Annotated in this window: 26 protein-coding genes; 16 read left to right on the top strand and 10 right to left on the bottom strand. The window is 65.3% G+C overall.

The genetic code is table 11. From position 1 onward, the window contains the following. Window positions 1-19: 19 nt before the first annotated feature. The 3 genes from BRSPCE3_RS30185 (at window position 20) to BRSPCE3_RS30175 (ending at window position 1,906) form a co-directional block, all read left to right on the top strand. A complete protein-coding gene (locus BRSPCE3_RS30185) occupies window positions 20-1,357 on the top strand; it encodes an alpha-amylase family glycosyl hydrolase (protein ID WP_244069979.1) in 1,338 nt (445 codons plus the stop codon). Window positions 1,358-1,479: 122 nt separating this feature from the next. After that, the gene (locus BRSPCE3_RS30180; RefSeq protein WP_244069978.1) at window positions 1,480-1,671 is read left to right on the top strand and encodes a hypothetical protein; all 192 of its coding nucleotides are present in this window, start codon (window positions 1,480-1,482) and stop codon (window positions 1,669-1,671) included. Window positions 1,672-1,762: 91 nt separating this feature from the next. Next, window positions 1,763-1,906: a DUF5996 family protein gene (locus BRSPCE3_RS30175; RefSeq protein WP_244069977.1), complete on the top strand. Its 144-nt coding sequence runs from the start codon at window positions 1,763-1,765 to the stop codon at window positions 1,904-1,906. A 135-nt stretch (window positions 1,907-2,041) separates the two neighbouring features. Here BRSPCE3_RS30175 and BRSPCE3_RS30170 read toward each other — a convergent pair whose 3' ends face one another. The 4 genes from BRSPCE3_RS30170 to BRSPCE3_RS30155 form a co-directional block, all read right to left on the bottom strand. Next, entirely contained in the window at window positions 2,042-3,700 is a 1,659-nt protein-coding gene (locus BRSPCE3_RS30170) for an alkaline phosphatase family protein (protein ID WP_244069976.1), read from the bottom strand. Window positions 3,701-3,994: 294 nt separating this feature from the next. Beyond that, complete coding sequence (locus tag BRSPCE3_RS30165; protein ID WP_244069975.1) at window positions 3,995-4,828, bottom strand: alpha/beta fold hydrolase; 834 nt, start codon at window positions 4,826-4,828, stop codon at window positions 3,995-3,997. Beyond that, complete coding sequence (locus tag BRSPCE3_RS30160) at window positions 4,818-5,216, bottom strand: carboxymuconolactone decarboxylase family protein (protein WP_198960895.1); 399 nt, start codon at window positions 5,214-5,216, stop codon at window positions 4,818-4,820. The genes BRSPCE3_RS30165 and BRSPCE3_RS30160 overlap by 11 nt, the downstream gene beginning before the upstream one ends. Window positions 5,217-5,239: 23 nt before the next feature. Then, entirely contained in the window at window positions 5,240-6,382 is a 1,143-nt protein-coding gene (locus tag BRSPCE3_RS30155) for an FAD-dependent monooxygenase (RefSeq protein WP_244069974.1), read from the bottom strand. A gap of 345 nt (window positions 6,383-6,727) precedes the next feature. On the opposite strand from BRSPCE3_RS30155, the gene BRSPCE3_RS30150 reads away from it, so the two are divergent. From BRSPCE3_RS30150 to BRSPCE3_RS30105, 10 genes are all read left to right on the top strand, one after another. After that, window positions 6,728-8,044 (top strand): dicarboxylate/amino acid:cation symporter, encoded by a 1,317-nt coding sequence (locus tag BRSPCE3_RS30150; RefSeq protein WP_244069973.1) that lies wholly within the window; start codon window positions 6,728-6,730, stop codon window positions 8,042-8,044. Between the two features lie 24 nt (window positions 8,045-8,068). After that, entirely contained in the window at window positions 8,069-8,998 is a 930-nt protein-coding gene (locus BRSPCE3_RS30145; RefSeq protein ID WP_244069972.1) for a LysR substrate-binding domain-containing protein, read from the top strand. A 126-nt stretch (window positions 8,999-9,124) separates the two neighbouring features. Beyond that, window positions 9,125-10,021 carry a tripartite tricarboxylate transporter substrate-binding protein gene (locus tag BRSPCE3_RS30140; RefSeq protein WP_244070140.1) on the top strand — a complete coding sequence of 299 codons (897 nt, stop codon included), beginning with the start codon at window positions 9,125-9,127 and terminating at the stop codon, window positions 10,019-10,021. Window positions 10,022-10,212: 191 nt separating this feature from the next. Then, window positions 10,213-11,223, top strand: coding sequence for a phosphate ABC transporter substrate-binding protein PstS (gene pstS / locus BRSPCE3_RS30135; RefSeq protein ID WP_244069971.1), 1,011 nt, complete (start codon window positions 10,213-10,215; stop codon window positions 11,221-11,223). A gap of 191 nt (window positions 11,224-11,414) precedes the next feature. Further along, window positions 11,415-12,131 (top strand): TetR/AcrR family transcriptional regulator, encoded by a 717-nt coding sequence (locus BRSPCE3_RS30130; protein WP_244069970.1) that lies wholly within the window; start codon window positions 11,415-11,417, stop codon window positions 12,129-12,131. A 48-nt stretch (window positions 12,132-12,179) separates the two neighbouring features. Beyond that, entirely contained in the window at window positions 12,180-12,431 is a 252-nt protein-coding gene (locus tag BRSPCE3_RS30125; protein ID WP_244069969.1) for a hypothetical protein, read from the top strand. A 159-nt stretch (window positions 12,432-12,590) separates the two neighbouring features. Then, window positions 12,591-13,307, top strand: a complete 717-nt coding sequence (gene minC, locus BRSPCE3_RS30120; RefSeq protein ID WP_244069968.1) for a septum site-determining protein MinC — start codon at window positions 12,591-12,593, stop codon at window positions 13,305-13,307. 21 nt (window positions 13,308-13,328) lie between these two features. Then, a complete protein-coding gene (gene minD / locus BRSPCE3_RS30115; protein ID WP_244069967.1) occupies window positions 13,329-14,144 on the top strand; it encodes a septum site-determining protein MinD in 816 nt (271 codons plus the stop codon). Further along, window positions 14,144-14,422 (top strand): cell division topological specificity factor MinE, encoded by a 279-nt coding sequence (gene minE / locus BRSPCE3_RS30110; RefSeq protein ID WP_244070139.1) that lies wholly within the window; start codon window positions 14,144-14,146, stop codon window positions 14,420-14,422. The genes minD and minE overlap by 1 nt, the downstream gene beginning before the upstream one ends. After that, window positions 14,419-14,715: a hypothetical protein gene (locus tag BRSPCE3_RS30105; RefSeq protein ID WP_244069966.1), complete on the top strand. Its 297-nt coding sequence runs from the start codon at window positions 14,419-14,421 to the stop codon at window positions 14,713-14,715. The genes minE and BRSPCE3_RS30105 overlap by 4 nt, the downstream gene beginning before the upstream one ends. A 110-nt stretch (window positions 14,716-14,825) precedes the next feature. On the opposite strand, the gene BRSPCE3_RS30100 is transcribed toward BRSPCE3_RS30105, so the two are convergent. Beyond that, window positions 14,826-15,668, bottom strand: a complete 843-nt coding sequence (locus tag BRSPCE3_RS30100; protein WP_283843182.1) for an NAD-dependent protein deacetylase — start codon at window positions 15,666-15,668, stop codon at window positions 14,826-14,828. A 114-nt stretch (window positions 15,669-15,782) separates the two neighbouring features. Here BRSPCE3_RS30100 and BRSPCE3_RS30095 point away from each other — a divergent pair, with 114 nt between their 5' ends. Next, entirely contained in the window at window positions 15,783-16,163 is a 381-nt protein-coding gene (locus BRSPCE3_RS30095; protein ID WP_244069965.1) for a cytochrome c family protein, read from the top strand. A gap of 20 nt (window positions 16,164-16,183) precedes the next feature. On the opposite strand, the gene BRSPCE3_RS30090 is transcribed toward BRSPCE3_RS30095, so the two are convergent. The 3 genes from BRSPCE3_RS30090 to BRSPCE3_RS30080 form a co-directional block, all read right to left on the bottom strand. Continuing rightward, a complete protein-coding gene (locus tag BRSPCE3_RS30090) occupies window positions 16,184-17,353 on the bottom strand; it encodes a LysM peptidoglycan-binding domain-containing protein (RefSeq protein WP_244069964.1) in 1,170 nt (389 codons plus the stop codon). A gap of 119 nt (window positions 17,354-17,472) precedes the next feature. After that, entirely contained in the window at window positions 17,473-18,147 is a 675-nt protein-coding gene (locus BRSPCE3_RS30085) for a hypothetical protein (RefSeq protein WP_375709978.1), read from the bottom strand. A gap of 2 nt (window positions 18,148-18,149) precedes the next feature. Further along, window positions 18,150-19,550 (bottom strand): selenium-binding family protein, encoded by a 1,401-nt coding sequence (locus tag BRSPCE3_RS30080; protein WP_244069963.1) that lies wholly within the window; start codon window positions 19,548-19,550, stop codon window positions 18,150-18,152. 358 nt (window positions 19,551-19,908) lie between these two features. Here BRSPCE3_RS30080 and BRSPCE3_RS30075 point away from each other — a divergent pair, with 358 nt between their 5' ends. Next, on the top strand, window positions 19,909-21,471 hold the full coding sequence (locus tag BRSPCE3_RS30075) for a serine hydrolase (RefSeq protein WP_244069962.1): 1,563 nt from the start codon (window positions 19,909-19,911) through the stop codon (window positions 21,469-21,471). 79 nt (window positions 21,472-21,550) lie between these two features. On the opposite strand, the gene BRSPCE3_RS30070 is transcribed toward BRSPCE3_RS30075, so the two are convergent. Next, window positions 21,551-21,757: a hypothetical protein gene (locus BRSPCE3_RS30070; RefSeq protein ID WP_244069961.1), complete on the bottom strand. Its 207-nt coding sequence runs from the start codon at window positions 21,755-21,757 to the stop codon at window positions 21,551-21,553. 296 nt (window positions 21,758-22,053) lie between these two features. Between BRSPCE3_RS30070 and BRSPCE3_RS30065 the strand changes: the two genes are divergently transcribed. Further along, a complete protein-coding gene (locus BRSPCE3_RS30065) occupies window positions 22,054-22,296 on the top strand; it encodes a hypothetical protein (protein WP_106324687.1) in 243 nt (80 codons plus the stop codon). Between the two features lie 21 nt (window positions 22,297-22,317). Here BRSPCE3_RS30065 and BRSPCE3_RS30060 read toward each other — a convergent pair whose 3' ends face one another. Then, window positions 22,318-22,782, bottom strand: coding sequence for an Lrp/AsnC family transcriptional regulator (locus BRSPCE3_RS30060; RefSeq protein WP_244069960.1), 465 nt, complete (start codon window positions 22,780-22,782; stop codon window positions 22,318-22,320). Between the last annotated feature and the right edge of the window lie 71 nt (window positions 22,783-22,853).

Genomic DNA, 22,853 nt, shown 5'->3' with positions numbered 1-22,853 from the left:
AAGCGGCTTGGAGCGGCAGGTGAGCAACTGGATCGAGCACGCCGTCTGGTGGCAGGTATATCCGCTCGGCTTCGTCGGTGCCGAACGGGAGGCCGGTGCGTGTGCCGGCATCGTGCACCGCCTTGACCACCTGGTGCGATGGCTCGATTACGCCGTGGAGCTCGGCGCGTCCGGTATCCTGCTGGGGCCGATCTTTGCCTCATCGACCCATGGCTACGACACCATCGATCACTTCCGGATCGACGGCCGGCTGGGGGACGACGCCGACTTCGATGCATTGGTCGCAGCGGCCCGCAGCCGCGGCCTGCGCATCATCCTGGATGGCGTGTTCAACCATGTCGGCCGCGGCTCGCCACGTTTTCAGCGCGCCGTCGCCAGCGGCCCACAATCGCTGGATGCCGCCTGGTTTCGCTTGACCTGGTCGCCGGGCGGCAACGAGCCTGATTGCGCGACCTTCGAAGGTCACCACCAGCTTGTGACGCTCAACCATGACGCGCCCGCGGTCGCCGACTATGTCATCCGCGTGATGAATCATTGGCTTGATCGCGGCGCCGATGGCTGGCGCCTCGACGCGGCCTATGCTGTCCCGCGGTCATTCTGGCAGCGTGTCCTGCCGGCGGTTCGCGCGCGGCATGCCGACGCCTATATCTTCGGCGGGGTGATCCACGGCGATTATGCCGGCTTCGTCGACGAGACCGGTGTCGATGCGGTCACGCAGTACGAGCTCTGGAAGGCGATCTGGAGCGCCCTGAACGATCGCAACCTGCATGAGCTGGCATGGGCGCTGGCGCGCCACAATGCGATGATCGACCGCTTCGTGCCGCAGACGTTCATCGGCAATCACGACGTCACGCGGATCGCGAGCCAGCTTCTGGACGAACGGCATCTCCCGCACGCGCTGGTCATCCTCATGACCTGTGGCGGCACACCCTCGATCTATGCCGGTGATGAGCAGGCGTTCCGCGGCATCAAGGAGCAGCGGGCCGGAGGCGACGACGCGATCCGTCCGGCCTTTCCAGCGGCGCCAGCCGAGCTGGCGCCATTCGGCTGGCCGGTCTACCGGCTCCATCAGGAACTGATCGGGCTGCGGCGGAGGCATCCATGGCTATTTCGGGCGAAGTCTCGTGTGATCGAGCTTCGCAATACGGACCTCGTCTTCGAGGCATTCGATGCAGGCAATCGGCTATGGGTCGCGCTGAACCTGGCCGATGCAGCGGTCATACGCACCATCGACGCCGGCGTCGACAGGCTCGCCGGATCGGGTGCGGTGCGCCGGGCAGGCGCAGGGACCGAGCTCACGCTGTTGCCACATGGGTGGGCTATCCTGGGCCAAGGTCGAAGCAGGCGGAACGTTTGATCCAGGCAAGTTGCCGCGAGATTTCCTCCGATCGCGCAACGCCTCGACCTTCATATGAAGGCTGCCATCAGCCTATACTGAATCGGCGTATCCGGATGGGATCGAGGTTCAGGAGGTGCCCTATGACGATGAATGAACTCGCTGACGCGCTCGAAAAGATCGACGAGGATGCGTTCGCCTCATTCCTCCTGGAGTATGAGATCACGCACGATGACGGACCCGAGGCGACGAAGACGATGATCGTCGAGGCGCTCCGGTTCGCGGACGCGCACGGCCTTCAGGCGCCCCGGCCGCCTCTCGACGAAGCCGACTAAAGCGCGATGAGATTAGGTTGAATCGTCATCGCGCTTCAGCTTCCTGCTGGAGCATGATCTTTCGGAAAACCGCTTCACACTTTTCCGGATCATGTTCCTGCTCGATTACGACGACCTGCGCCAGTCCAGCGATCCCGAACGTGACCTGCTGACCTTCCTCGAGTCCACCTACCGCGCCGGCGCGACCGCCGCGGGATGGGATCCCGGTCTATTGGGCAGCGGCTGTCCGGAGTGAGCCGCGAGCTTGCTCGCGATCTCTGCGACGAGATCGAAAGCATCGCACGCCACGCGGAGCTCGATCCGCGTGGCGGCGATGCCTGGCTTCAATTGATGGCGCGAACGCCGCTGGCGCCCGTGCCCCTTCGCGGCTTCATTTCAGCTTCAGGGCCTCGACACCTTCGTCGCGAACCGCCTGGAGGCTGCGCGGATCGAGATCGAGCGCATGGAGGATCGTCGGGGCGATCTGGGTGGTGAAGGTCGTCTCTTCGACGACCCGCGCATGCCTGATGCGCGGCGACGACACCAGCAGCAGCACGTTGCGATCGTCGTTGGAGAAGCCGCCATGCTCGGCGAGCTTGCTACCGCCGGTGCAGATGACGCCATGATCGGTGATGGCGATGAAATCAGGCACCCGGCTGTTGTGGAACGGATCTTCGTACAGCCTGGTCAGCTCGTCGCGGTCGAGCAGCTTCTGGATATGAAGATCGGCGGCGTGGGCCAGGATGTAGGCCTTGGCATCGGCATAATAGGGATTGCCGGTCGCCGGATTGGTCGCCTGTTGCAGCTCAGGTGACAACCAGACCAGCGCCTCGTCATCGCAGATCTCGAAGCCGTTGGCCTCGAAACCGGGCGCCTTGCCGTACAGCGCGTCCGAGATTGCGACGCGGTCCTGGACATTGATAGGCGACTGGCCGTGCTTGGCGCTGACGATGATCAGCGTCGAATCGTAGAGGTTCTGCGTCTTGAGTTCGTTGACGAACTTGCCGAGCGCGTCGTCGACGAACTGGAATTGCAGCGTGAGCGCATTGCCGGGCGTCGCCTTGCCGTCGGCATAGCCGCCGACCAGCGACTTGTCGCTATCGGCGTGGCCGGCCTTGGCGAGCTTCTGGCCGACGCTGACCGCCTGGAAGTTCATGCCGAAGATCGCGGGCACCGGCTGATGCTTGGCTCGCGTGCCGTCATAGCCGTCGATCCAGTTCAACACCGCCTTCACCTTCAGCGAGTCGTAGGAGCGGACGCCGGTGTAGCTCGTGGTGTAGTCGTCGCCCGGCTGCGCACCGGGGTCGATCGTATCCTGCGAATTGATCTCCGGCGTGAACAGCTCGTCGAGGCCCTTGCCCGACGGGCCGGCGAGATCCTCATAGGCCGGATGCTTGTCGGACCAGGCCGTACGCATTCCGGCCTGCTTGATCACCTCGAAGATCGTGTTGGTGCGCACATAGTCGTGCGGGTAGACCGGCTTGCACTCGCCGTTCACCAGCTTGCGCTGCATGTGATCCGGATCGAGCTGGGTGTAGACCTGACCCAGCGTGCCGCCGGCGGTGTAGTCGGCGACCAGCCCGCTGGAATAATTGTAGCTCTTGTCGAGCGCTTCGAAATTGGTGAGCTCGGTTCCTGCCGGGCTCACGCAACCGGGGTCGTTGAGGCCCTGGCTGGTATAGAAGGCCTTGGCCGGAAATTCGGTGCGATCATAGCTGTCGTCATAAAACAGGCCGCCGCCCTTCGGCGTGGCGCCCGTGACCTGCGCGAGCATGCCGGGGTAGCTGTCCGACGGCGCGGTGGTGAAGGCGTTCGGATAGACGACGCCCTTGCCGCTGAGCTGGGCGAAGTTGCCGCCGGGACGGCTTTCGACCCAACGCTTCAGATCGACGGCGTGCATGCCGTCGACGCTGATCAGCAGGACGTGCTTGTAGCCATGTCGCTGCGAATGGTCATTGTCATCATCCGCTTGCGCGATTGCGACGCCGCAAGCCAGCATCGCTGCCGCGATCGCGGCGGTTGATAGGAAATAGTCACGAAAACCATTCATGAGTTCGCCCCTGTCTATTTCCGGTGAGTTTGGAATCGCCTGCGCTGGCCCGCGACAACTTGTCGCGGTCAGTTAACGGAGGGATGACGCTTTCTTGCGGGTTCGATGACTGCGGCCGGGGCTGACCGTCATCCAATGATCGCGGGAGTTGCCCCAAGGTGGGGCTGCGCGCGAGCCGGGCGATGGCGCGCGACGGTAGGCGTTTGCCGTTTACGTCACAGGTGTTGCTGCCGCCCGCTCCTTTGCATGGGGTTGCTTTCGATATTTTTGCCGGGGAGCCCGGCGCGACGCGATTTAGCGCAAATGCCGTTCGATCGCGGCGTCGACCTCGTCCGGATGATCCACTTGAGGCAGATGCCCGGCGTCCGGAATGATCGCCAGCCGGCAACCCAGCATCGTCGAAAGCTCCGTCATCGGCTGCACCAGCAGCTGGTCGTTGGCGCCGACAATCATCGTCAGCGGCAGTTGCAGCGTCTTGATGCCGTCGAGATAGGCGAGCGACTGGATGGCGCGAGCGCAGCCGATGAAGCCCTCTGGGTTGGTCTCGTTGATGCAGTCGAGCAGCGTCGTGGCGATCGCCGGATGCGCCGCGAGAAACGCGCGCCCGAACCAGCGCTCGGCGGTCGGTTGAGCCAGCGGCGCGATGCCTTGCGCTTGCACCAGCGCGATCCGGTCGTCCCATGCGGCCGCGAAGGGCGGCGGCGCATCGGCGCGTGCCGCGATCACGCAGAGGCTGAGCAGGCGGTCGGGATGGCGCACGCCGAGGCCGAACGCCGTCATGCCGCCCTGGGAGACGCCGATCGCGTGTGCCCGCGCGAGGTGGAAATGATCGAGCACCGCGACGGCATCTGCCACCAGATCGTCCATGGCATAGGGGCCGCGCGGTGCCTCGGATCGTCCGTGTCCGCGGCTGTCGAGCGCGAGCACGTGATGGCCGCGCCCGGCGAGCGCGACGGCCTGGCGATGCCAGATCGCGCTGCTGGTCAGGATCGAATGGCAGAGCAGCACCGGCGCGCCGCGCTCGGGGCCGCCGGCGCGCACGCTGAGCCGGCCGGCCTTGCCCTGCACATCGTGCCGGACAAAGCCCTGCCATGCGGCTGTTACGATCGGAGCGACTTCAGTCGACAAGGCCCATCTCCGCGAATACGTCCTTGGCGATGCGGAAGCTGTCGAGCCCGGCCGGCATGCCGCAATAGACAGCGATCTGCAGGAACACCTCGCGCAGCTCGGTCTTGCTCAGTCCGTTGTTGAGCGCGCCGCGGATATGCACCTTGAGCTCGTGCGGCCGGTTCAGTGCCGCGATCATGCCGAGGTTGAGCAGGCTGCGGCTGCGCTTGTCGAGGTCCGGGCGATTCCAGATCTCGTCCCAGCAATATTCGGTCGCGAGCTTCTGGATCGGCCAGTTGAAGTCGTCGGCGGCCTTCAACGATCGCTCGACATAGGCGTCGCCGAGCACGGTGCGGCGGGTTTGCAGGCCGCGCTCGAACTTCTCGCCGCGGGGATTGGCGTCGGTCATCGTATTCTCCTCTTGAATGATGGTCAGGCCAGCGCCGGTTCGGCGAGCGGCGTGTTCCAGGCGTCGTAGCCGTAGACCCAGTCCGGATCGGTCGGGGTCTTGAGCCAGGTGTTGGTGCGCGAGCTCGCCTGCACGCGCGAGGTCCGGGGCTTGCGCGTCGCCTCGAAGCGGCGGAACGCGTCACTGACGCTGTCGCGATCGACACCCGCAAGGCAGCGCGACAGCACGGCGGCATCCTCGATCGCCATCGCCGCACCCTGCGCCATGTAGGGCGTCATCGGATGGCAGGCGTCTCCGAGCAGCGTGATGTTGCCCTCGCTCCAGCGCGGCAGCGGATCGCGGTCGACCAGCGCCCATTTGTGCACCGACGGGCAGGCCTCCAGCACCTTGCGGACCTGCGGGTGGAAGCCTTCGAACGCCTTGCGCAATTCGTTGACGTCCCCCGTGGCCGACCAGGACTCGACCGTGAAGCCGGGCTCCGGCTGGCTGGTCACGAAGTAGACCTCGCTGCGATCGGGCTTGACGTAGTAGATGACGATGTGGCGATCGGGTCCCCACCATTTGGTGCAGTCGTCGATCGGATAGCCGTTGAGCAACGATGCCGGAAACACGGTGCGATAGGCGATGCGGCCGGTGAAGTTCGGCTCGTCGCGGCCGAACAGCCGCTCCTTGACCAAGGAATGCACGCCGTCCGCGGCCACCACGGCGTCGACGGTCGTGCTGTGGCCATTGGCGAAAGTCAGTGTCACCGCGCGATCCGCGCGCTGCTCGATCGTGGTGAGCTTGTGATCGAGACGGACGAGGTTGTCAGGCACGGCGCTGGCAAGCGCCGCATGCAGGTCGCCGCGATGTCCGAGCAGATAGGGTGCGCCATAGCGCTCCTCGGCGGAGGGACCGAACACCATGTCGAAGCGCACTTCGCCGGTGTCGTATTCCTTGTTGTTCCAGGAGCGCGGATAGAACGCCTCGCGGCGCAGCACCGGCTCCAGGTCCCATGCCCGCATCACCTTCATGGCGTTGCAGCCGATCTGGATGCCGGCGCCGAGCCGGGTGAAGCGCTGGGCCTGCTCGTACACCGTCACGTCAACCCCTGCGCGGCTCAGCGCCGCGGCGGAGGCCAATCCGCCCATGCCGGCGCCGATCACCGCCACCGAAAGTCTGCTCATCGTCGTTCCTCACAGCTTGCGCCGGTTGACAACCGGCTTCCCCGTCCTTGTCGGCCAAAGCGGGCTGCGCCCGCAAACGAGTAATGCTGACGGAGCGTGAGGTGGGCTCACGCGGGTCCGAGGCAATGTGCGGCGCGGCCGCTGCCGCGGCAGACCGGGTGCGTCGCCGGGTGCGCCGTCGGCGGCGGATCTGCTGCCGGCCTGTGAGCTGAGGTCACGCTGCCTGAGCTTAACTCGTTTGCGCTTCGGTCATTCGCCCGCCAACGTTGCAGCGCTGCCGCATCGGTGTCTGCCGATGATCTCTGCCGCGCGGCCAACATCAAAGACTCCCGAGGATCAACGCCCATGTCCACGATCACCAATGACGGCGCCACCCGTCTCGACGCTGTCGCAGCGCCCTGGCATGCGCGTCTCTATGTCCAGGTGCTGATCGGCATCGGGCTTGGCGCACTGGTCGGCTATCTCTGGCCTGACATCGGTGCGGCGCTGAAGCCGCTCGGCGACGCCCTGATCAAGATGATCAAGATGGCGATCGCGCCGATCGTCTTCCTCACCGTGGTGCACGGCATTGCGAGCCTCGGCGACATGCGCAAGGCCGGACGGATCGGTGTCAAAACCCTTGTTTATTTCGAGATCGCCACGACCGCGGCGCTGATCATCGGTCTGATCGTGATCAATCTGGCGCAGCCCGGCGCCGGCATGCACGTCTCGGCGGCTTCGCTGGATTCCCGCCTGGTCGCCTCCTACGTGACGCAGTCGCACGAGCAGACCGTGGTCGGCTTTCTGATGAACGTGATTCCGTCGACCGTGGGCGGCGCCTTCACCAGCGGCGATACGCTCCAGGTGTTGTTCTTCGCCGTGCTGTTCGGCGTCGCCCTGCAGCGCTACGGCGAGCGCGGCAAGCCGGTGCTGGAGGCGATCGAGAGGCTGTCGAAGATTCTCTTCATCCTGATCGGCATGATCATGCGGATCGCGCCGATCGGCGCGTTCGGCGCCATGGCGTTTACCATCGGCAAATACGGCGTCGGCTCGATCGTCGCGCTGTCGCACTTCATGCTGGTGTTCTATCTCACCTGCGTGCTGTTCATCGTCGTCGGGCTCGGCATCGTGTCGGGCCTCGCCGGCTTCAGCATCTTCAAGCTGATCCGCTATCTGCGGGAAGAGCTGCTGCTGGTGCTCGGCCTGTCGGGCTCGGAGTCGGTGATGCCGCGCTTCATCGACAAGATGAAGGCTGCGGGCTGCGCGGAATCCACCGTAGGCCTCGTGATCCCGACCGGCTACACCTTCAACCTCGACGGTACCTGCATCTATCTGACGATGGCCGCGGTGTTCCTTGCCCAGGCCACCGACACGCCGATGTCGCTGGTGCAGCAGATCGGCCTCGTCGTGGTCTGCCTCTTGACGTCGAAGGGCGCGGCCGCCGTGCCGGGCAGCGGCTTCATCGTGCTCGCCGCGACGCTGGGCTCGATCGGCCATGTGCCCGTCGCCAGCATCGCGCTGCTGCTCGGCATCGACCGTTTCATGTCGGAAGCGCGTGCGCTGACCAATTTCATCGGCACGGCGGTCGCGACCGTGGTGGTGGCGCGCTGGGAAGGCGACCTCGACCGCGCCCAATTCGCTCGCGCCCTCGACAATCCGGACGCCGCCACGCTATCCTCCTGAGCTTTCCGGAGACGCGACACGATCATGAGAAAGTTGCCACCGCTCAACGCGGTGCGGACATTCGAGGCGGCGGCGCGGCATGTCAGCTTCACCAAGGCCGCTGAAGAGCTGCTCGTCACCCACGGCGCCGTCAGCCGTCAGGTCGCGCTTCTCGAGGACTGGTTCGGCGTCAAGCTGTTCCGCCGCGCGCCCTCGCAACTGACGCTGACCGCGGCCGGACAGATCTATTATCGCGAAGTCACGGCAATCCTCGACCGCCTTGCACTGGCGTCGATGGACATGAAGGCGTATGGCTCGCCGTCGGTGCTGCGCGTCAGCGCGCCGCCGACCTTCGCGATGCGCTGGCTGATCCGCCGCATCGCCTCGTTCCAGCGCATGCGCGCCGATGTCGAGCTGCGGCTGTTGACCTCGATCGGGCCGCTCAACGTCAACGACCGTTCGTTCGATGTCGCGATCCGCGGCAATGTCGGCGAACCGGTCGGCTGGATGTCGCAGCACTTCATGACGGAGCTGATCGCGCCGGTCTGCCATGTCGATCTCTTGAGCCGTGGGCGGCTCGCCACGCCCGACGATCTGCGCCACCATACCCTCATCACCTATTTGACCGAGCCGTACGACTGGCCGCGCTGGCTGGCGCAGGCCGGCGGCGAGATGAGTGCGGATCAGGAGACGCTGCGGTTCGAGCAGATGTTCTTCGCGCTGCAGGCGACCATCGAGCGCATCGGCATCGGGCTGTTTCCGCTGTTCCTGGTGATCGACGAACTGATGGCGGGCCAGCTCTGCCTGCCGTTCGGCGATCTCGGCCTGCGCAAGCGCGAATACCGCTCGTTCTATCTCGCCGACAATGAAAGCGCCGGCGCCATCGCCGATTTCACCGCATGGCTCGCCGACGCCGGTCGCGAGACCGAGCAATTCATGATGGACTGGGGCTCGTCGAAGGGCTGGAGCTTCTAGACACGCGGCTCTATGACAGCACGAGGGGGAACGCGCATGCCCAGCATGTCTCGCCGGCCATTCCTGCAATTGGCGCTCGGTGCCGCGACGCTGCCGCTTGCGTCGATTCGTGCTCGCGCCGAGACGATGGCGCGCCCGATCACCATGATCGTGCCGTTCGCCGCCGGCGGACCGACCGACGTGTTGGCGCGGATCCTCGTCGAATATATGCGCAACACGGTGGGCCATCCCATCATCATCGAGAACGTCACGGGCGCCTCCGGCACGGTCGCGGGGCTCCGCGCCTCGCGTGCGGCGCCGGACGGCTCCACGATCACGATCGGGCATTGGGGCACGCATTGCCTCAACGGCGCGATCTACCAGCTGCAATATGACGTACGCGAATTCGCGCCGGTCGCGCTGATCGCGAGCGGGCCGCAGCTGATCATCGGCCGACCGGACTTGCCGGCGAAAAATCTGAAAGAGCTGATCGGCTGGCTCAAGGCCAATGGCGACAAGGCCACCGCCGGCACCGCGGGCCCGGGATCCGGTGCGCATGTCGCCGGCGTGTTCTTCCAGCAACTGACGAACACGAACTTCTCCTTCGTGCCGTATCGCGGCGCCGGCCCCGCGCTGAACGATCTGATGGCCGGGCATATCGACATCATGTTCGATCAGGCTTCGAACTCGCTGCCGCAGGTCAAGAGCGGGACGGTGAAGGCGTTCGCGGTGACGCAGTCGTCGCGGCTCGCATCGGCGCCGGAGATTCCAACCGTCGATGAAGCGGGGTTGCCGGGTCTCTATATCGCCTATTGGCACGGCATCTGGGCGCCCAAGGGCACGCCGGACGAAATCGTGTCGACACTCTCGAAGGCAGTAATGGCCGCGCTCGCCGAGCCCGCCGTGCGGCAACGCTTCGCCGAACTCGGGCAGGAGATTCCGCCGCCGGACAGACAAAGTCCCGCCGCGCTGCGCGCGCATCAGGCCGCCGAAGTCGAGAAATGGTGGCCAATCGTCAAGTCGGCCAACATCAAGGCGGAATAGGTTCCGCTGCAACGCTGCATCAAGCCGGACGCATCGCGATCGGCGGTATCCGCTGCCGTTTCGAACTTTTGACGTAGGCCGAAGGTCAGGTGGCTCTGTCATCCCATCGTCATCGCCGTTCGGAAAAACGGTGCGGCCGTTAACGACAGCATCCAGCGCGCGAGACCTCTCGCGCTTCCACGGAGATCAACATGAAATTCGTCAAGACAATCGTGGCCGCCGGTCTGGTGGCCATGGCGACACCGAGCTTCGCGGCCGACATCACCGGTGCCGGTTCGACCTTCATCTTCCCCGTCCTCTCGAAGTGGGCCGACGCCTACAAAAAGGATTCCGGCAGTGGCGTGAACTATCAATCGATCGGTTCGGGCGCCGGCATCAAGCAGATCGAAGCCAACACCGTGACCTTCGGTGCGACCGATGCGCCGCTGAAGTCCGACCAGTTGCAGAAGGATGGTCTTGCGCAGTGGCCGATGATCATGGGCGCGATCGTTCCGGTGGTGAACCTCGAAGGCGTCAAGGCCGGCGATCTGGTGCTCGACGGCGCGACGCTCGCCGACATCTATCTCGGCAAGATCACCAAGTGGGATGATGCGGCGATCAAGAAGCTCAACCCGAAGGCCAAGCTGCCGTCGGAAGCGATCTCGGTGGTGCATCGCGCCGACGGTTCGGGAACGACCTTCAATTTCACCGACTACCTCAGCAAGGTCAGCCCGGACTGGAAGAGCAAGGTCGGTTCCGGTACCGCGGTCGAATGGCCGGTCGGCGTCGGCGCCAAGGGCAACGAAGGCGTCGCGGGCAACATCGCGCAGGCCAAGAACTCGATCGGCTACGTCGAGTATGCCTATGCCAAGCAAAACAAGCTGACCTACACCGCGCTGATCAACAAGGCCGGCAAGACCATCCAGCCGACCAACGCAGCATTCCAGGCTGCCGCCTCGAATGCCGACTGGACCAGCGCGCCTGGCTACTACCTGATCCTGACCGACCAGCCGGGCGACAAGTCCTGGCCGATCGTGGCCTCGACGTTCATCCTGTTGCACAAGGATGCGAGCGACAAGGCGGCCTCGAAGGAAGCGCTCAAGTTCTTCAAGTACGCCTTCGAAAAGGGCGCCAAGAGCGCCGAGGAACTCGACTACATCCCGATGCCGGACAGCGTCGTGAAGCAGATCGAGAAGACCTGGGCTGCCGACGTGAAGAGCTGAGCTTCCTTTCGAATCGATCAGTTGCATGAAGCCGGCGTCGTTCGACGCCGGCTTTTTTCTTTGGGCGGCCGCCTCTCACGTTCCCGTCATTTCACCTATCTATCTGAACTTTCGACACTTTTAGATGGCGCTCCGATCTTGAAATGCGGGTTCACCAATTTATATGTTCGCCTGAACATATTTGGTGAGCGATGATTGGAACGAAGCCTGCCGCCGCGCCGCTGGCCTCCCGGCCCAAGGGACGGCGCAGCAAGGACATGCCGGACGGCCGCCAGGCGCTGCTGATCGCGGCGACCGAGGCCTTTGCCAACCTCGGCTTCGACGGCGCGGATCTGCGTAGCGTCGCCGCGGCGGCAGGCGTCGCGCCGAATCTCGTGCGGGTGCATTTCGGCAACAAGGCCGCGCTGTGGGAGGCCTGCCTCGACCGCATCGTGACGCTCGCCGTGCCCGCGATGGCCGAGGTGCATGCGATCGCCCACGACACCGGCCATTCGCTCGGCGACCGGCTCCGCGCGCTGATCATCCGCGTCGCGACGTTCTATGCGGCATATCCGGAGGTGCGCAATTTCGTGGTCCGGCGCGGCGCCGAGAGCCCGGAGCGCGCCACGCTCGTGACCGAGAAGCTGCTGCGTCCGGCGTACGAAACGGCGCGCGAGCTGTTTCAGGCCGGCATCGACGCCGGCATCATCCGCAGCCAGCACCCGGCGCTGTTCTTCGCGCTGCTCAATGCAGCCCTCAACCAGCCGCCGGCATTTCCGCTGCTGCTGACGCGGATTGCGCCCGAGATCGATGCCGGGACCGCCTGGGCGCAACTGCTCGACACCACGATCGCAACGCTTCTGCATCTTCCGCCGTCGCAAGCCGACGTCGTCCCCGCAGCCGGTGACGGCCGCACACGAGCGTCGTGACAGCCGTCCCGACCGACCCTTCAACCTGCCAGTAAGAGAGAGTGATCCATGAAACTTCGTCTTGCCGTCGTGCTTCTCGCCGCCACGATTGCGCCCGCTCTGGCGCAGTCCGGACCGAACGAATCGCTGCAGCGCCAGGCCTGCATGGGGGACGCGGTGCGGCTGTGCGGCGCCTACATCCCGGACCGCGGCCGGATCAGGGATTGCATGGCGGCCCAGGTCGAGCAGCTCAGCCCGTCGTGCCGCGCGGTGTTCGATGCGTCGGTGCAGGCCGAGCGCGCGCCGTCAGCGCGGCGTTGATCCGCGCCGCCGGATCCCGGAATTGTGCGTCCAGGCAACAGATCACGGCGCCGGAGGACCGGCCGTCTCAAATCCGTGAAAACACGCCCCCTCGTTAACCTTCGGTTAACCATGCGGTCCGATTGTTAACCATTCGACAAGACAACCGAGTCAGGGGCGATGGACGCAACTCAACAGGTCGCACGTCAGCAGGTCCGCATGCGCGGCCGTTCCTATGTTGCGTTCGTTTTCTCGCCGGTCGTGCCTGTCGTGTCGTGGCTCGCCGAGATCGACGCGACGCTGGCGAAATCGCCGGGCTTTTTCGCCGGCAAGCCTGTGGTGCTGGACCTCGCGTCGGTCGACCTCAGCCAGGCCGCGATCGCGCATCTGATCGGCAGCCTCGCTGAACGCAACATCCGCATCCTCGGCATCGAGGGCGTCGACGAGGAGAAGCTCGGCGCCAACATGCCGCCGCTGCTGACCGGCGGCCGGGCCTGCGCGATCACTCATGTCGAGCCGAAGGCGCCGCCGGCGCAGGAAAAAACCAAAGACAAGGACAAGACCAAGCTGCCGTCGCTGCTGCTGGAAAGCCCGGTGCGCTCCGGCCAGTCGATCGTGTTTGCCGAAGGCGACGTCACCGTGCTCGGCTCGGTCGGCTCCGGCGCCGAGATCGTCGCCGGCGGCTCGATCCATGTCTACGGCACGCTGCGCGGCCGCGCCATGGCCGGCATCAACGGCAATTCGGCCGCCCGCATCTTCTGCCAGAGGATCGAGGCCGAGCTGCTTGCCATCGACGGCTACTACCAGACCGCGGATGACATCGCCGACAGCTTGCGCAACCGGCCCGCCCAGGCGTGGCTCGAGGGCGAAATGCTGCGCATCACACCATTGAATTGATCGACCACAAGGAGAGAGAGAATGGCCAAGGTATTGGTCGTGACGTCTGGGAAGGGCGGGGTCGGCAAGACGACCTCAACCGCCGCGCTCGGCGCGGCGCTCGCGCAAATGGGCCAGAACGTCGTCGTCATCGATTTCGACGTCGGCCTGCGTAACCTCGATTTGGTGATGGGCGCGGAACGGCGCGTGGTGTTCGACCTCATCAACGTGGTGCAGGGCGTCGCCAAGCTGCCGCAGGCCCTGATCCGCGACAAGCGGCTGGAAAACCTCTGGCTGCTGCCGGCGTCGCAGACCCGCGACAAGGACGCGCTGACCGAAGAGGGCGTCAAGCGCGTGATCGCCGACCTCAAGACCAAGTTCGACTGGATCCTGTGCGACAGCCCGGCCGGCATCGAACGCGGCGCGACGCTGGCGATGCGCTACGCCGACGAGGCCATCATCGTCACCAATCCGGAAGTGTCCTCGGTGCGCGATTCCGACCGCATCATCGGCATGCTGGATTCCAAGACGGCCCGTGCCGAGCGCGGCGAGCGGGTCGAGAAGCATCTGCTGGTCACCCGCTACGATGCCGGCCGCGCCGCGCGCGGCGAGATGCTGTCGATCGACGACATCCTGGAAATCCTTGCCACCCCGCTGCTCGGCATCGTGCCGGAGAGCCAGGACGTGCTGCGCGCCTCCAATGTCGGCTGCCCGGTCACGCTGAACGCGTCAGGCAGCGCGCCGGCGAAGGCCTATACCGACGCGGTGCGCCGCCTGATGGGCGAGGCGGTCGATATGGTGGTGCCGGTCGAACGCAAGGGGCTGATGGACCGGCTGCTGCGACGGAGGGCGGCATGATGAACGTCATGCGGCTGTTTGGCGGCCGCGCTGCATCGGCGCCCGTGGCACGGGAGCGGTTGCAGATCCTGCTGTCGCATGAGCGTGGCCGGACCGGCGCGCCGGACCTCCTGGAAACGCTCCGCTCGGAAATCCTGAGCGTGGTCTCCAAGCATATCGACGTCGATCCCGACAAGGTCGTGGTCAAGATGGATCGCGGCAAGTTCGTCTCGATGCTGGAAGTCGACATCGAGGTCCCCAACGGCGTGCAACGATCGAAGATGGTGGCGGCCACATGACAGCAGACAGCGACAGTCACATTGCCTGGCAGCGCGCGCAGCTCAAGAAGCTGCGTGCGGCACTGAAGGCGATCGAGGCCGATCAGCTCGGCAAGGCCAATTGCGGCCGCGCGACGCAGATGACGATCGACGAGTTGCAGCGCAAGATCCACGATTCGGGCCGCTGCATCGCCGAGTACGAGCGCCGCACCCGCCGCCCGCTAGCGACCGATCTCGGCAGCCTCGCCAGCGTCAGCTGGACGCATTGGAACGCCAACATGCCGATGGCCAAGGCGCCGCGCCATCGGGCGTAGAGACGCTAACCTCCGTCGTTGCGAGCGCAGCGAAGCAATCCATCCCTCCGCGCGCGAGGTGACAATGGATTGCTTCGCTGCGCTCGCAATGACGTGGAGAGTGCGGCGATCTACAGCAAGAACGCCAGCGCCGTCTCGCAACTGTCCTCGACCTTGAGCGTGAGCAAATCGTCGGCGCGGGTGCGGCCGAGATTGACGGCGGCGATCGGCAGGCCGCGCTGCTCCGCCATGCGGACGAAGCGAAAGCCGGAATAGACCATCAGCGAGGAGCCGACCACGAGCAGCGCGTCGGCCTGTTCGAGATGCGCCTGCGCCGAGTCAACGGTATCGCGCGGCACGTTCTCGCCGAAGAACACCACGTCGGGTTTCAGCATGCCGCCGCAGGCCTCGCAGGCCGGCACCACGAATGACGAGAAATCCTGCTCGAGATCGGCATCGCCGTCGGGCGCGTCGGCGGCATCGTGCGCGAGCCAGGCGGGATTGAGCCGCGCCAGCTCGCCCTGAAATTGTTCGCGCGGCATGGTCGCGCCGCAGCCGAGGCAGCGCACCACGTCTAGCCGGCCGTGCAAATCGATCACGCGCTGGCTGCCCGCGGCCTGATGCAGGCGGTCGACGTTCTGGGTCAACAGCAGCTCGCAGCGATCCTGTTGTTCGAGCTTCGCCAGGGCGCGATGCGCGCCGTTCGGCATGGCGCGGCCGAACCGGCGCCAGCCGACCATGCTGCGCGCCCAGTAGCGCTGCCGCGTCGCCGCTTCGCCCAGAAACGCCTGGATCGTCACTGGCCGCGTCCGCTTCCAGTTGCCGTCGCTGTCGCGATAATCGGGAATGCCCGAATTGGTGCTGCAGCCGGCCCCGGTGAGGACAAACAGGCGCTGGTGCCGGTCGATGAAATCACGCAAGGCGGGGTGTTGCATGGCAGCACATCTAGTGCGGCGGGCACGCTTGCGCCAGATGTGGGGGCTCAAGCGCGAGGACCTTTCACGCCGCCCCTGCGTTGACGGCATGGCACTCCGGCCCTCGTGTCGTAGGCGCCTGCCTGCCCGGTGCAATTGCCGACGGAGCGATCGATGCGGCCAGGATTGATTGTCGTCGTTTGCGGGGTGATGTCCCTGCCGCTGTCGCCGTCGTATGGCCAGGATGCCGGCGTGTCCGGCGAGCAGGCTTTCAACAATTCCTGCCGCACCTGCCACACCGTCAAGGACGGCGATAACCGCGTCGGCCCGAACCTGCACGACATCATCGGCCGCAAGGCCGGATCGGTGGCGAACTTTCCCTATTCGCAGGCGATGAAATCATCCGACATCGTTTGGGACGAGCGCACGCTGTTGCGCTTCATCGAGGATCCCGAGGCCGTGGTGTCCGGCAACGGCATGAAGCCGTATACCGGCGTGCGCTCGGCGGAGGATCGCGCCAGGATCGTGGCCTTCCTGAAATCCCCCGGCAAGTGAGCGCCGCCGGAATGCCGGCCTCAGCGTGACGGCAGCACGAAGACCTGGCCGGGATAGATCAGATTGGGATTGCGGATCTGCTGCGAGTTGGCCCGATAGATCACCGCATAGCGCTGCCCGGCGCCCAATGCGCGCTGGCTGATCCGCCACAGGCTGTCGCCTCGCGCCACGGTGGTGGTCGTGATCTTCGGCACCGTCACGGCAGAGGGTGAGCTCACATCGGATGCCGTAGGGGCCGTCGCCGCCGCGAGCTGCGGTGCGCTCGCGTCCGCACGGCCCGACGCGGCTACCGACGCCGGGATCGATGCGGTGGTCGTCGTATCCGGAACGTTGAACGGCACCTCGGCCCGCGAGCGGACCTTGCCGGAGCCGGGGTCGACGTCGTCGAGCCGCACCTGGTAGTTGCCTGATGTCACGCCCTTGTTGATCGTGACCGAGAGGTGCCCGGCCTGGTCGGCAATCGCCGACGTGATCAAGCTGCCGTTGAGATAGAGCCTGACGGTTGCGCCGGGCGCGGCCTGACCGCTGATATGGAGCTTGCCACCCGGCTCGGCCTCGACGGCCTCGATCGCCACTTTCCCGGCCGCCGGCGCCGCGGCCGCGGGTTGCGACAGCACCTTGACCGGTTTGTCCGGCGTCATCAGCGCCACCATCGGCCGCTCCTTGGTCGCAGCCTCGAGCGCCACGGCCACGCTCTGCGTCGAGGTCGCCTGCTTGCCGTCGCGCGTCATGCGCAGGGTCAGGTCGTAGTTTCCCGGCGGCAGCGGCTTTGGGACCATGACGAACTGGCCCGATTTGTCCGCCACGGCGCGATCGTGCACCTCGCCATTGCGCAGCAATTCCACCGTCGCGCCCGGCGCCGCCCGGCCCGCGACCACGGTCTCGCCGGTCGGCTCGATGTTGACGACGTCGAATTCCGGCACCGCGTCGTTGCCCGGCGCCGGCGACGGTCCCGCCAGCGCGTCGGCCAGCGCCGCGGTCTCGGTCTGCGCCTTGGCCAGTGCAGTTTTCTGGTTTCGTGTGTCCTGGTCTTGCGCGGGTGCCGCCGGCGCGGACGGCGCCGCCGCGATCAACTGCGGATTTCCGCTCAGGATTTGCTGGGTTTGGCGGATGCCGAACACGAGCGCCGCCGTGCCGCCGGCGGCAAGTGCCAGCAACGGTATCACCAGTCGCATCGCCGTGGCGTTCATGCTCGTATCCGCGGATCAATGTCCCCACGCGTCCGCGCCAGGGAGACTGCGCCGGTTTGCGCCGGCCATCAAGTCGGATGAAAGGATTACTTCTCCGGAGAGCGGGCCGGCCCGGCCGCTCACCGCCACGCCGCGACACTAACGGCAAGTGCTGCAGCGCCCACAAGAATCAGGCTGACCGCCCAGACCGTCTCCAAATTGAACCAGCTCCGCGCGACGAATCTCACGCCGAGATAGCGATACACCAGCCATGCCAGCAAACCGCCGGCACCAAGCATGGCGGCGGTGTGGATCAGCGCGACCAGCAGCGCCATTGCCAGATTCTGGTCGATCATGCGGGCCGCGGCGGTGTGGCCGTCATGCGCCGATGACGCCGCGCAGAGGCCGAGATAGATCGGCAGCAGCATCAGGCCCGCGCCATGTGCGATCGCCACCGCGAACGACCACAGCGCCAATCTCGTCGGCGGTATCCGCGCCAGCGCGCGCGGATGACGGCGATCGACCAGGCGCATGAGACCGAAGCCGATGACGATGATTGCGGCTGCGACCTGGATCGGGCGCTGCCATTCCACCAGCGCGATCAGCAGCGCGAACGGCAGCAGCACCAGCAGCATCGCCGCAAGGTGGCCCGCCGACAGCGGCAGCAGCGCACCGAGCACGGCCCGCGGGGATTTGTCCATCAGTCCCGCGGACACCGCGAGCGGCCAGCCCATGCCCGGATTGATTCCGTGATAGAGGCCGCTTGCGATGATCGCGAGCCACAGCCAGATCGCTGTCGGATCGACGCTGGCCAATGTCAGACCGACGGATAGCAGAACGAATCCGTCGAGCAGTCGCCGCCCTCGAGGCGGATCTGATGCGGGCGATAGCCCTCGGGGAAATCGACGAAATAATCCTTGGCGAGCTCGAGCCCGCCGTTGGCGCCGACATGGGCCATGACCTCGGCGCCCGGCATGCCGTCGGGATAGAACTGGTCGTCCCAGGTCGAATAGAGCGAGTTGGTCCAGTACACCCGCTTGCCGTCGCGGCTGATCTCGACCATCTGCGGGCCGCCGGCAAACGCCTTGCCGTTCGGATGCGGCGTGCGGCGGGCGATGCCGCCGATATGCACCGAGCCCGCGAGCTTCGGCTTGCGTGGATCGCGCACGTCGTATTGCCGCATCTCGCCGGTGCCCCAGCACGAGACGTAGAGGAAGCGGTCGTCCATCGACAGGTCGATGTCGGTGACCAGCGGCGGCACGGCGCCGAACCCCTGCAACAGCGGCGGCAGCTTTTCCTTCGGCGCCGGCTCGGGCGGGATCACCGCGGTCTTCTCGGCGTGGAATTTTCCGCCCTCGCGCCACCAGGTCCAGATCGAGGCTTCGAGGTTGGTGGTGTCGACGACGACGCCGACGAATCCGTACTCGCGGATCGGGTCATGCGCGGGCCTGACCTCGAGCGCCATCTGGTGATTGGCGCCGAGGTCGATGGTCTGCACGTTGCGCCGAGCCCGCAAATCCCAGAAGTGCAGCCGATGACCGTATTTGTTCGACAGCAGGTCCTCAGGCACGATGCCGTTCTCGAATTGCGGCGGCAGCGCCCACTCGCTCGACACCATGTAGTCGCGCGGCAGATTCCACCAGAAATCATAGTGCAGCGTCTGCGGTCCGCGGTCGATCTCCCAGCGGCCGAGCACGTCGAAGGTCTCGCAATCCATGATGAAGATGCCGGGCGGGCCCTGCGTGCCGTCCTTGCCGCCGCCGCCGAGAGTGGAGACGTAAATGCCGTCGGGGCCGCAATGAATGGTGTGCGGCCGCGAGTAGCCGGTCTTCTTGAACACCTCTTCCGGCTCGATGATCTTGTGGATCCTGGCCTCGAGCGGCGAAGGCTTGGTGTCGATGATGTAGATGCGCGACGACCGCAGTCCTGGGATGATGAGAAAGCGCCGCTCGACGAAGGCATGTCCGGTGAGCGGAGACAGTGCGGAGGAGCAGGCGTTCCAGCCGAAATGATGGAACTCGTCGCCCTTGTTCGGCATCGTCACGGTGTGGACGATCTTGCCATAGGTCTTCGAGCCCGGCTTGACGTCGATCACCGCGAGCGCGTCGGGCTTCTTGAAGTCGGGACTGAGCAGCAGCGTGTAGGCGAATTGTTCCGGCGGCGCCTCCATCGCAAGCTTTGGCGAGGCGTGAAACGTGGGGTCGGGTCGCATCGTCATGACGTCCTCCCGGTTTGATCGGCTTGTCGCCAACGTCGGGTCGCTCGCAGCGTTGCAACGGTCTGCAAATAGGTCTGCAAATCGGTCTGAATGCGTCGGCCTGGCACTCCGCTGGACGCGAGGTTGGCTACGGACAGCTTACGGCATCATGCGTGTTCCGGAAACACACGCGCCTCCGGTTGCGCTGTGGCGTTCTGCCACGAGTTCGTGAGCCGTATCACAGTTGGGATTTCACATTTGGAATGGCCGGCCGCTCGGCTCTCGCTGCCCGGCAGCGATGTCTGCAAGTTGTGAGACAAGACGGTCGCCGCTCGTGGTATATGCCTTGCGCGCAGGTGGATCACTGGCAGGGCGGGCTATGCAGGCAGCCGATCTCGTCGTCGGGCTTTCGTCACGGACCAGGGCCGCGCTGGGCGCGCTAGTCCTGTTCACATCGCTGCACACCGGCGCGGCCAATGGCCAAAGCGCCGAGCCGGTCTGGCCGACGGCGCAGTGGGAAACTTCGACGCCGGAGCAGCAGGGCATGGATTCGGCGGCGCTGGCAAAGCTGGTGGCGACCGGCACCGCGCGCAGCTTCGACAGCCTGCTGGTGACGCGCCATGGCCGCCTCGTGCTCGATGCCTATTACGCGCCGTTTACCGCCGACATGCCGCACGCGATCAACTCCTCCACCAAGGCGGTGGTCTCGACGTTGCTCGCGATCGCCTACAAGGATGGTCTGCTGGATCGTCTCGATCATCCGATGCTGGATTTCTTTTCCGATCGCAGCATCGCTGATCTCGACGAGCGCAAGAAGGCCATCACGGTCCAGCATCTGCTCAACATGACGTCGGGCCTCGACTGGGACGAGGGGTTTCAGGGTGGCCGGGAGCAGTCGCTGCGCGACATGGGAAAGAGCCCGGACTGGGTCCAGTTCATTCTGGACCGCCCGATGGCGCATGCGCCGGGCGAGGCGTTCTATTACAACAGCGGCGGCTCGCACGTGCTGTCGGCGATCGTCAGCAAGCTCACCGGCAAGAGCACCGCCGACTATGCCCAGGAGCGGCTGTTCGGTCCGCTCGGCATCGCCCCGCCGTTCTGGCGGCGGGATCCGCAACGGCTCTCGATTGGCGGGTTCGGCCTCGCGATGCAGCCGCGGGACATGGCGAAGATCGGGTATCTCTATCTGCGCAACGGTGCGTGGGAAGGCAAGCAGTTGCTGCCGGCGGATTTCCTCGATGCGATCAACCATGCCAGCGTCGACATGCATTCGCGGTTCGATCCCTCGCTGCGCTACGTCAATCAGTTCTGGGCGATCCCCGACAAGCACGTCTACATGACGGTCGGCTATCATTGCCAGGTGATCATGGTGTTGCCGGAACGGGACATCGTCGCCGTGATGACGGCGAGCAATTTCTGCCCGTTCGGCAGGCTGGCCGACGAGATTTCCGGAACGGTCAAATCCGACCAGGCCTTGCCGGCCGATGCGGCCGCGGCCGAACAATTGGCAAAGGCGATTGCCGACGTCGCCACGGAGAAGCCGACGCCGGTCGGCGCGACGCCCGCGACGGCGTCGGCGATCTCGGGCCGCACCTATAAATTCCCGGACAATGACCTCGGCCTCAAGACGCTGACGCTGTTCCTTGCCGATGAGAATCCGCGCTACGTCGTGGAGACCAACGCCGGCGATCCTGCGCGGCGCCATTTCGACGGACCGATCGGCCTCGACGGTCTCTCGCGCAAGAGTGCCCCCAGCTTCCTCGGCGTTCGCGCCGTCAAGGGCGCGTGGAAGGACGCGCAGACCTTCGTCGTCGACCTGCAATATGTCGGGCTCGGCGACGCCTGGACCTGGACGCTCACCTATGACGGCGACAAGGTGGCGGTGCGCGGCAAGGCGAGGGATGGACGCCAGGGATCAGCGGAAGGCGCGGCGGGCGGCTGAAGCGCGACGCGCGCTTCCCGGTGGCGCGCGCAGCTGCAGCGGCCGGGTCGATCGCCCGCTCGGACCGGCCGCTTATTGCTCATTGCGAGTACGTCAGCTGCTCTTCCGTCACCACGCGCTCGATATTGCCTGCCTTGCTCCTGATCCGGTATCGAAGCCGCCCGTCTGCTTCAATCGGCATGCGTTGAACGATGGTGTAGACCGCCGGCTCATCGGCCTCGGCACGACCTTGCGGCCCCTGGGCCCGGTGGTGAACGTCTTCGTTCAGCTTGTAGGCATATGACATCTGTCCACCTCAGTCGTTTAGGGGGTGCTCTAACGCTGGACTGTGCTGTGACGCAATGGAGCTGTGGCTTCCCGTGCGGACGCGACTTGCTGCTTCGATCGCCGCGTCAGGCCTCTCCGGAGTCCGCAGGAGCGTGCTGGTCACATTGACCGAATACGCCGCAAATAGCCACTGAAACCTCGCCTTCGACCGGGGATGCGGGAGGGCGTCGCGAGGGTTCCCGGCCGTTTTGCAGCTTCAGTTGCCATTTGATCACCTCAGGCAGATGCTGCCGGTGAGGGCCAAGGGAGAGCAGCATGAGCAAGGCAGGTCTCGACAACCGGCATCCCAACAAGGACGGCGAAATCAGCGGCAAGCACGGAAATACGCTGCTGCGCACCTTGCGCAAGGTTTACGGGCCCGGTTTCGCGGCGGGTTACCCCGAAACCGAGAAGCTGAGCGATGTCCTGGTTGCGCTGAATGAGACGTCGCTGAGCCAACTGCGCAGAGATCATCAGACCGGCCATCTCGGGCACAAGATCGCCAAAGCCTCGAAGTAGGTTGCCGGGCGGCGACGCGGTTCAAAACTCCAGCGCTGCATTGTCCACCACCTCCTTCATGACGAAGAAGGTGCGGGTCTGCCGCACGCCGGGCAGCGCGATCAGCTGGTCGCCATGGATGCGCTTGAAGTCGTCGACGTCGCCGGCGCGGATCTTGAGGAAGTAATCGAAATCACCGGCGACGAGGTGGCAGTCGAGCACGCATTTCAGCTGCGCCACCGCCTGCTCGAAGCTCGCAAAGCTTTCCGGCGTCGAGCGGTCGAGCACGACGCCGACCATCACCAGCGTGCCCTTGCCGAGCTTGCGCGGCGCCACCATGGCGCGGACGCCGCTGACATAACCCTCGTCGAACAGCGCCTGCGTTCTGCGGTGGCAGGTGGCGGGGCTGACGCCGACCTGTTCGGCCAGCTCGGCATTGCTGAGCCGGCCGTTCTTCTGCAGCAATCTCAACATCTTGAGGTCGATGCGGTCGAGCCGGGTGGACATGGAAGAATCTCTCACGATTTGGCGATTTGGTGAGAGAAACCATATCATGGTGGCCGGATTCAGCAATCTTC

The organism is Bradyrhizobium sp. Ce-3 (genome assembly GCF_022835695.1).
Lineage (GTDB): Bacteria > Pseudomonadota > Alphaproteobacteria > Rhizobiales > Xanthobacteraceae > Bradyrhizobium.
Note: the sequence above shows the minus strand (reverse complement) of the source record. Positions and strands in the feature narration are given on the sequence as shown.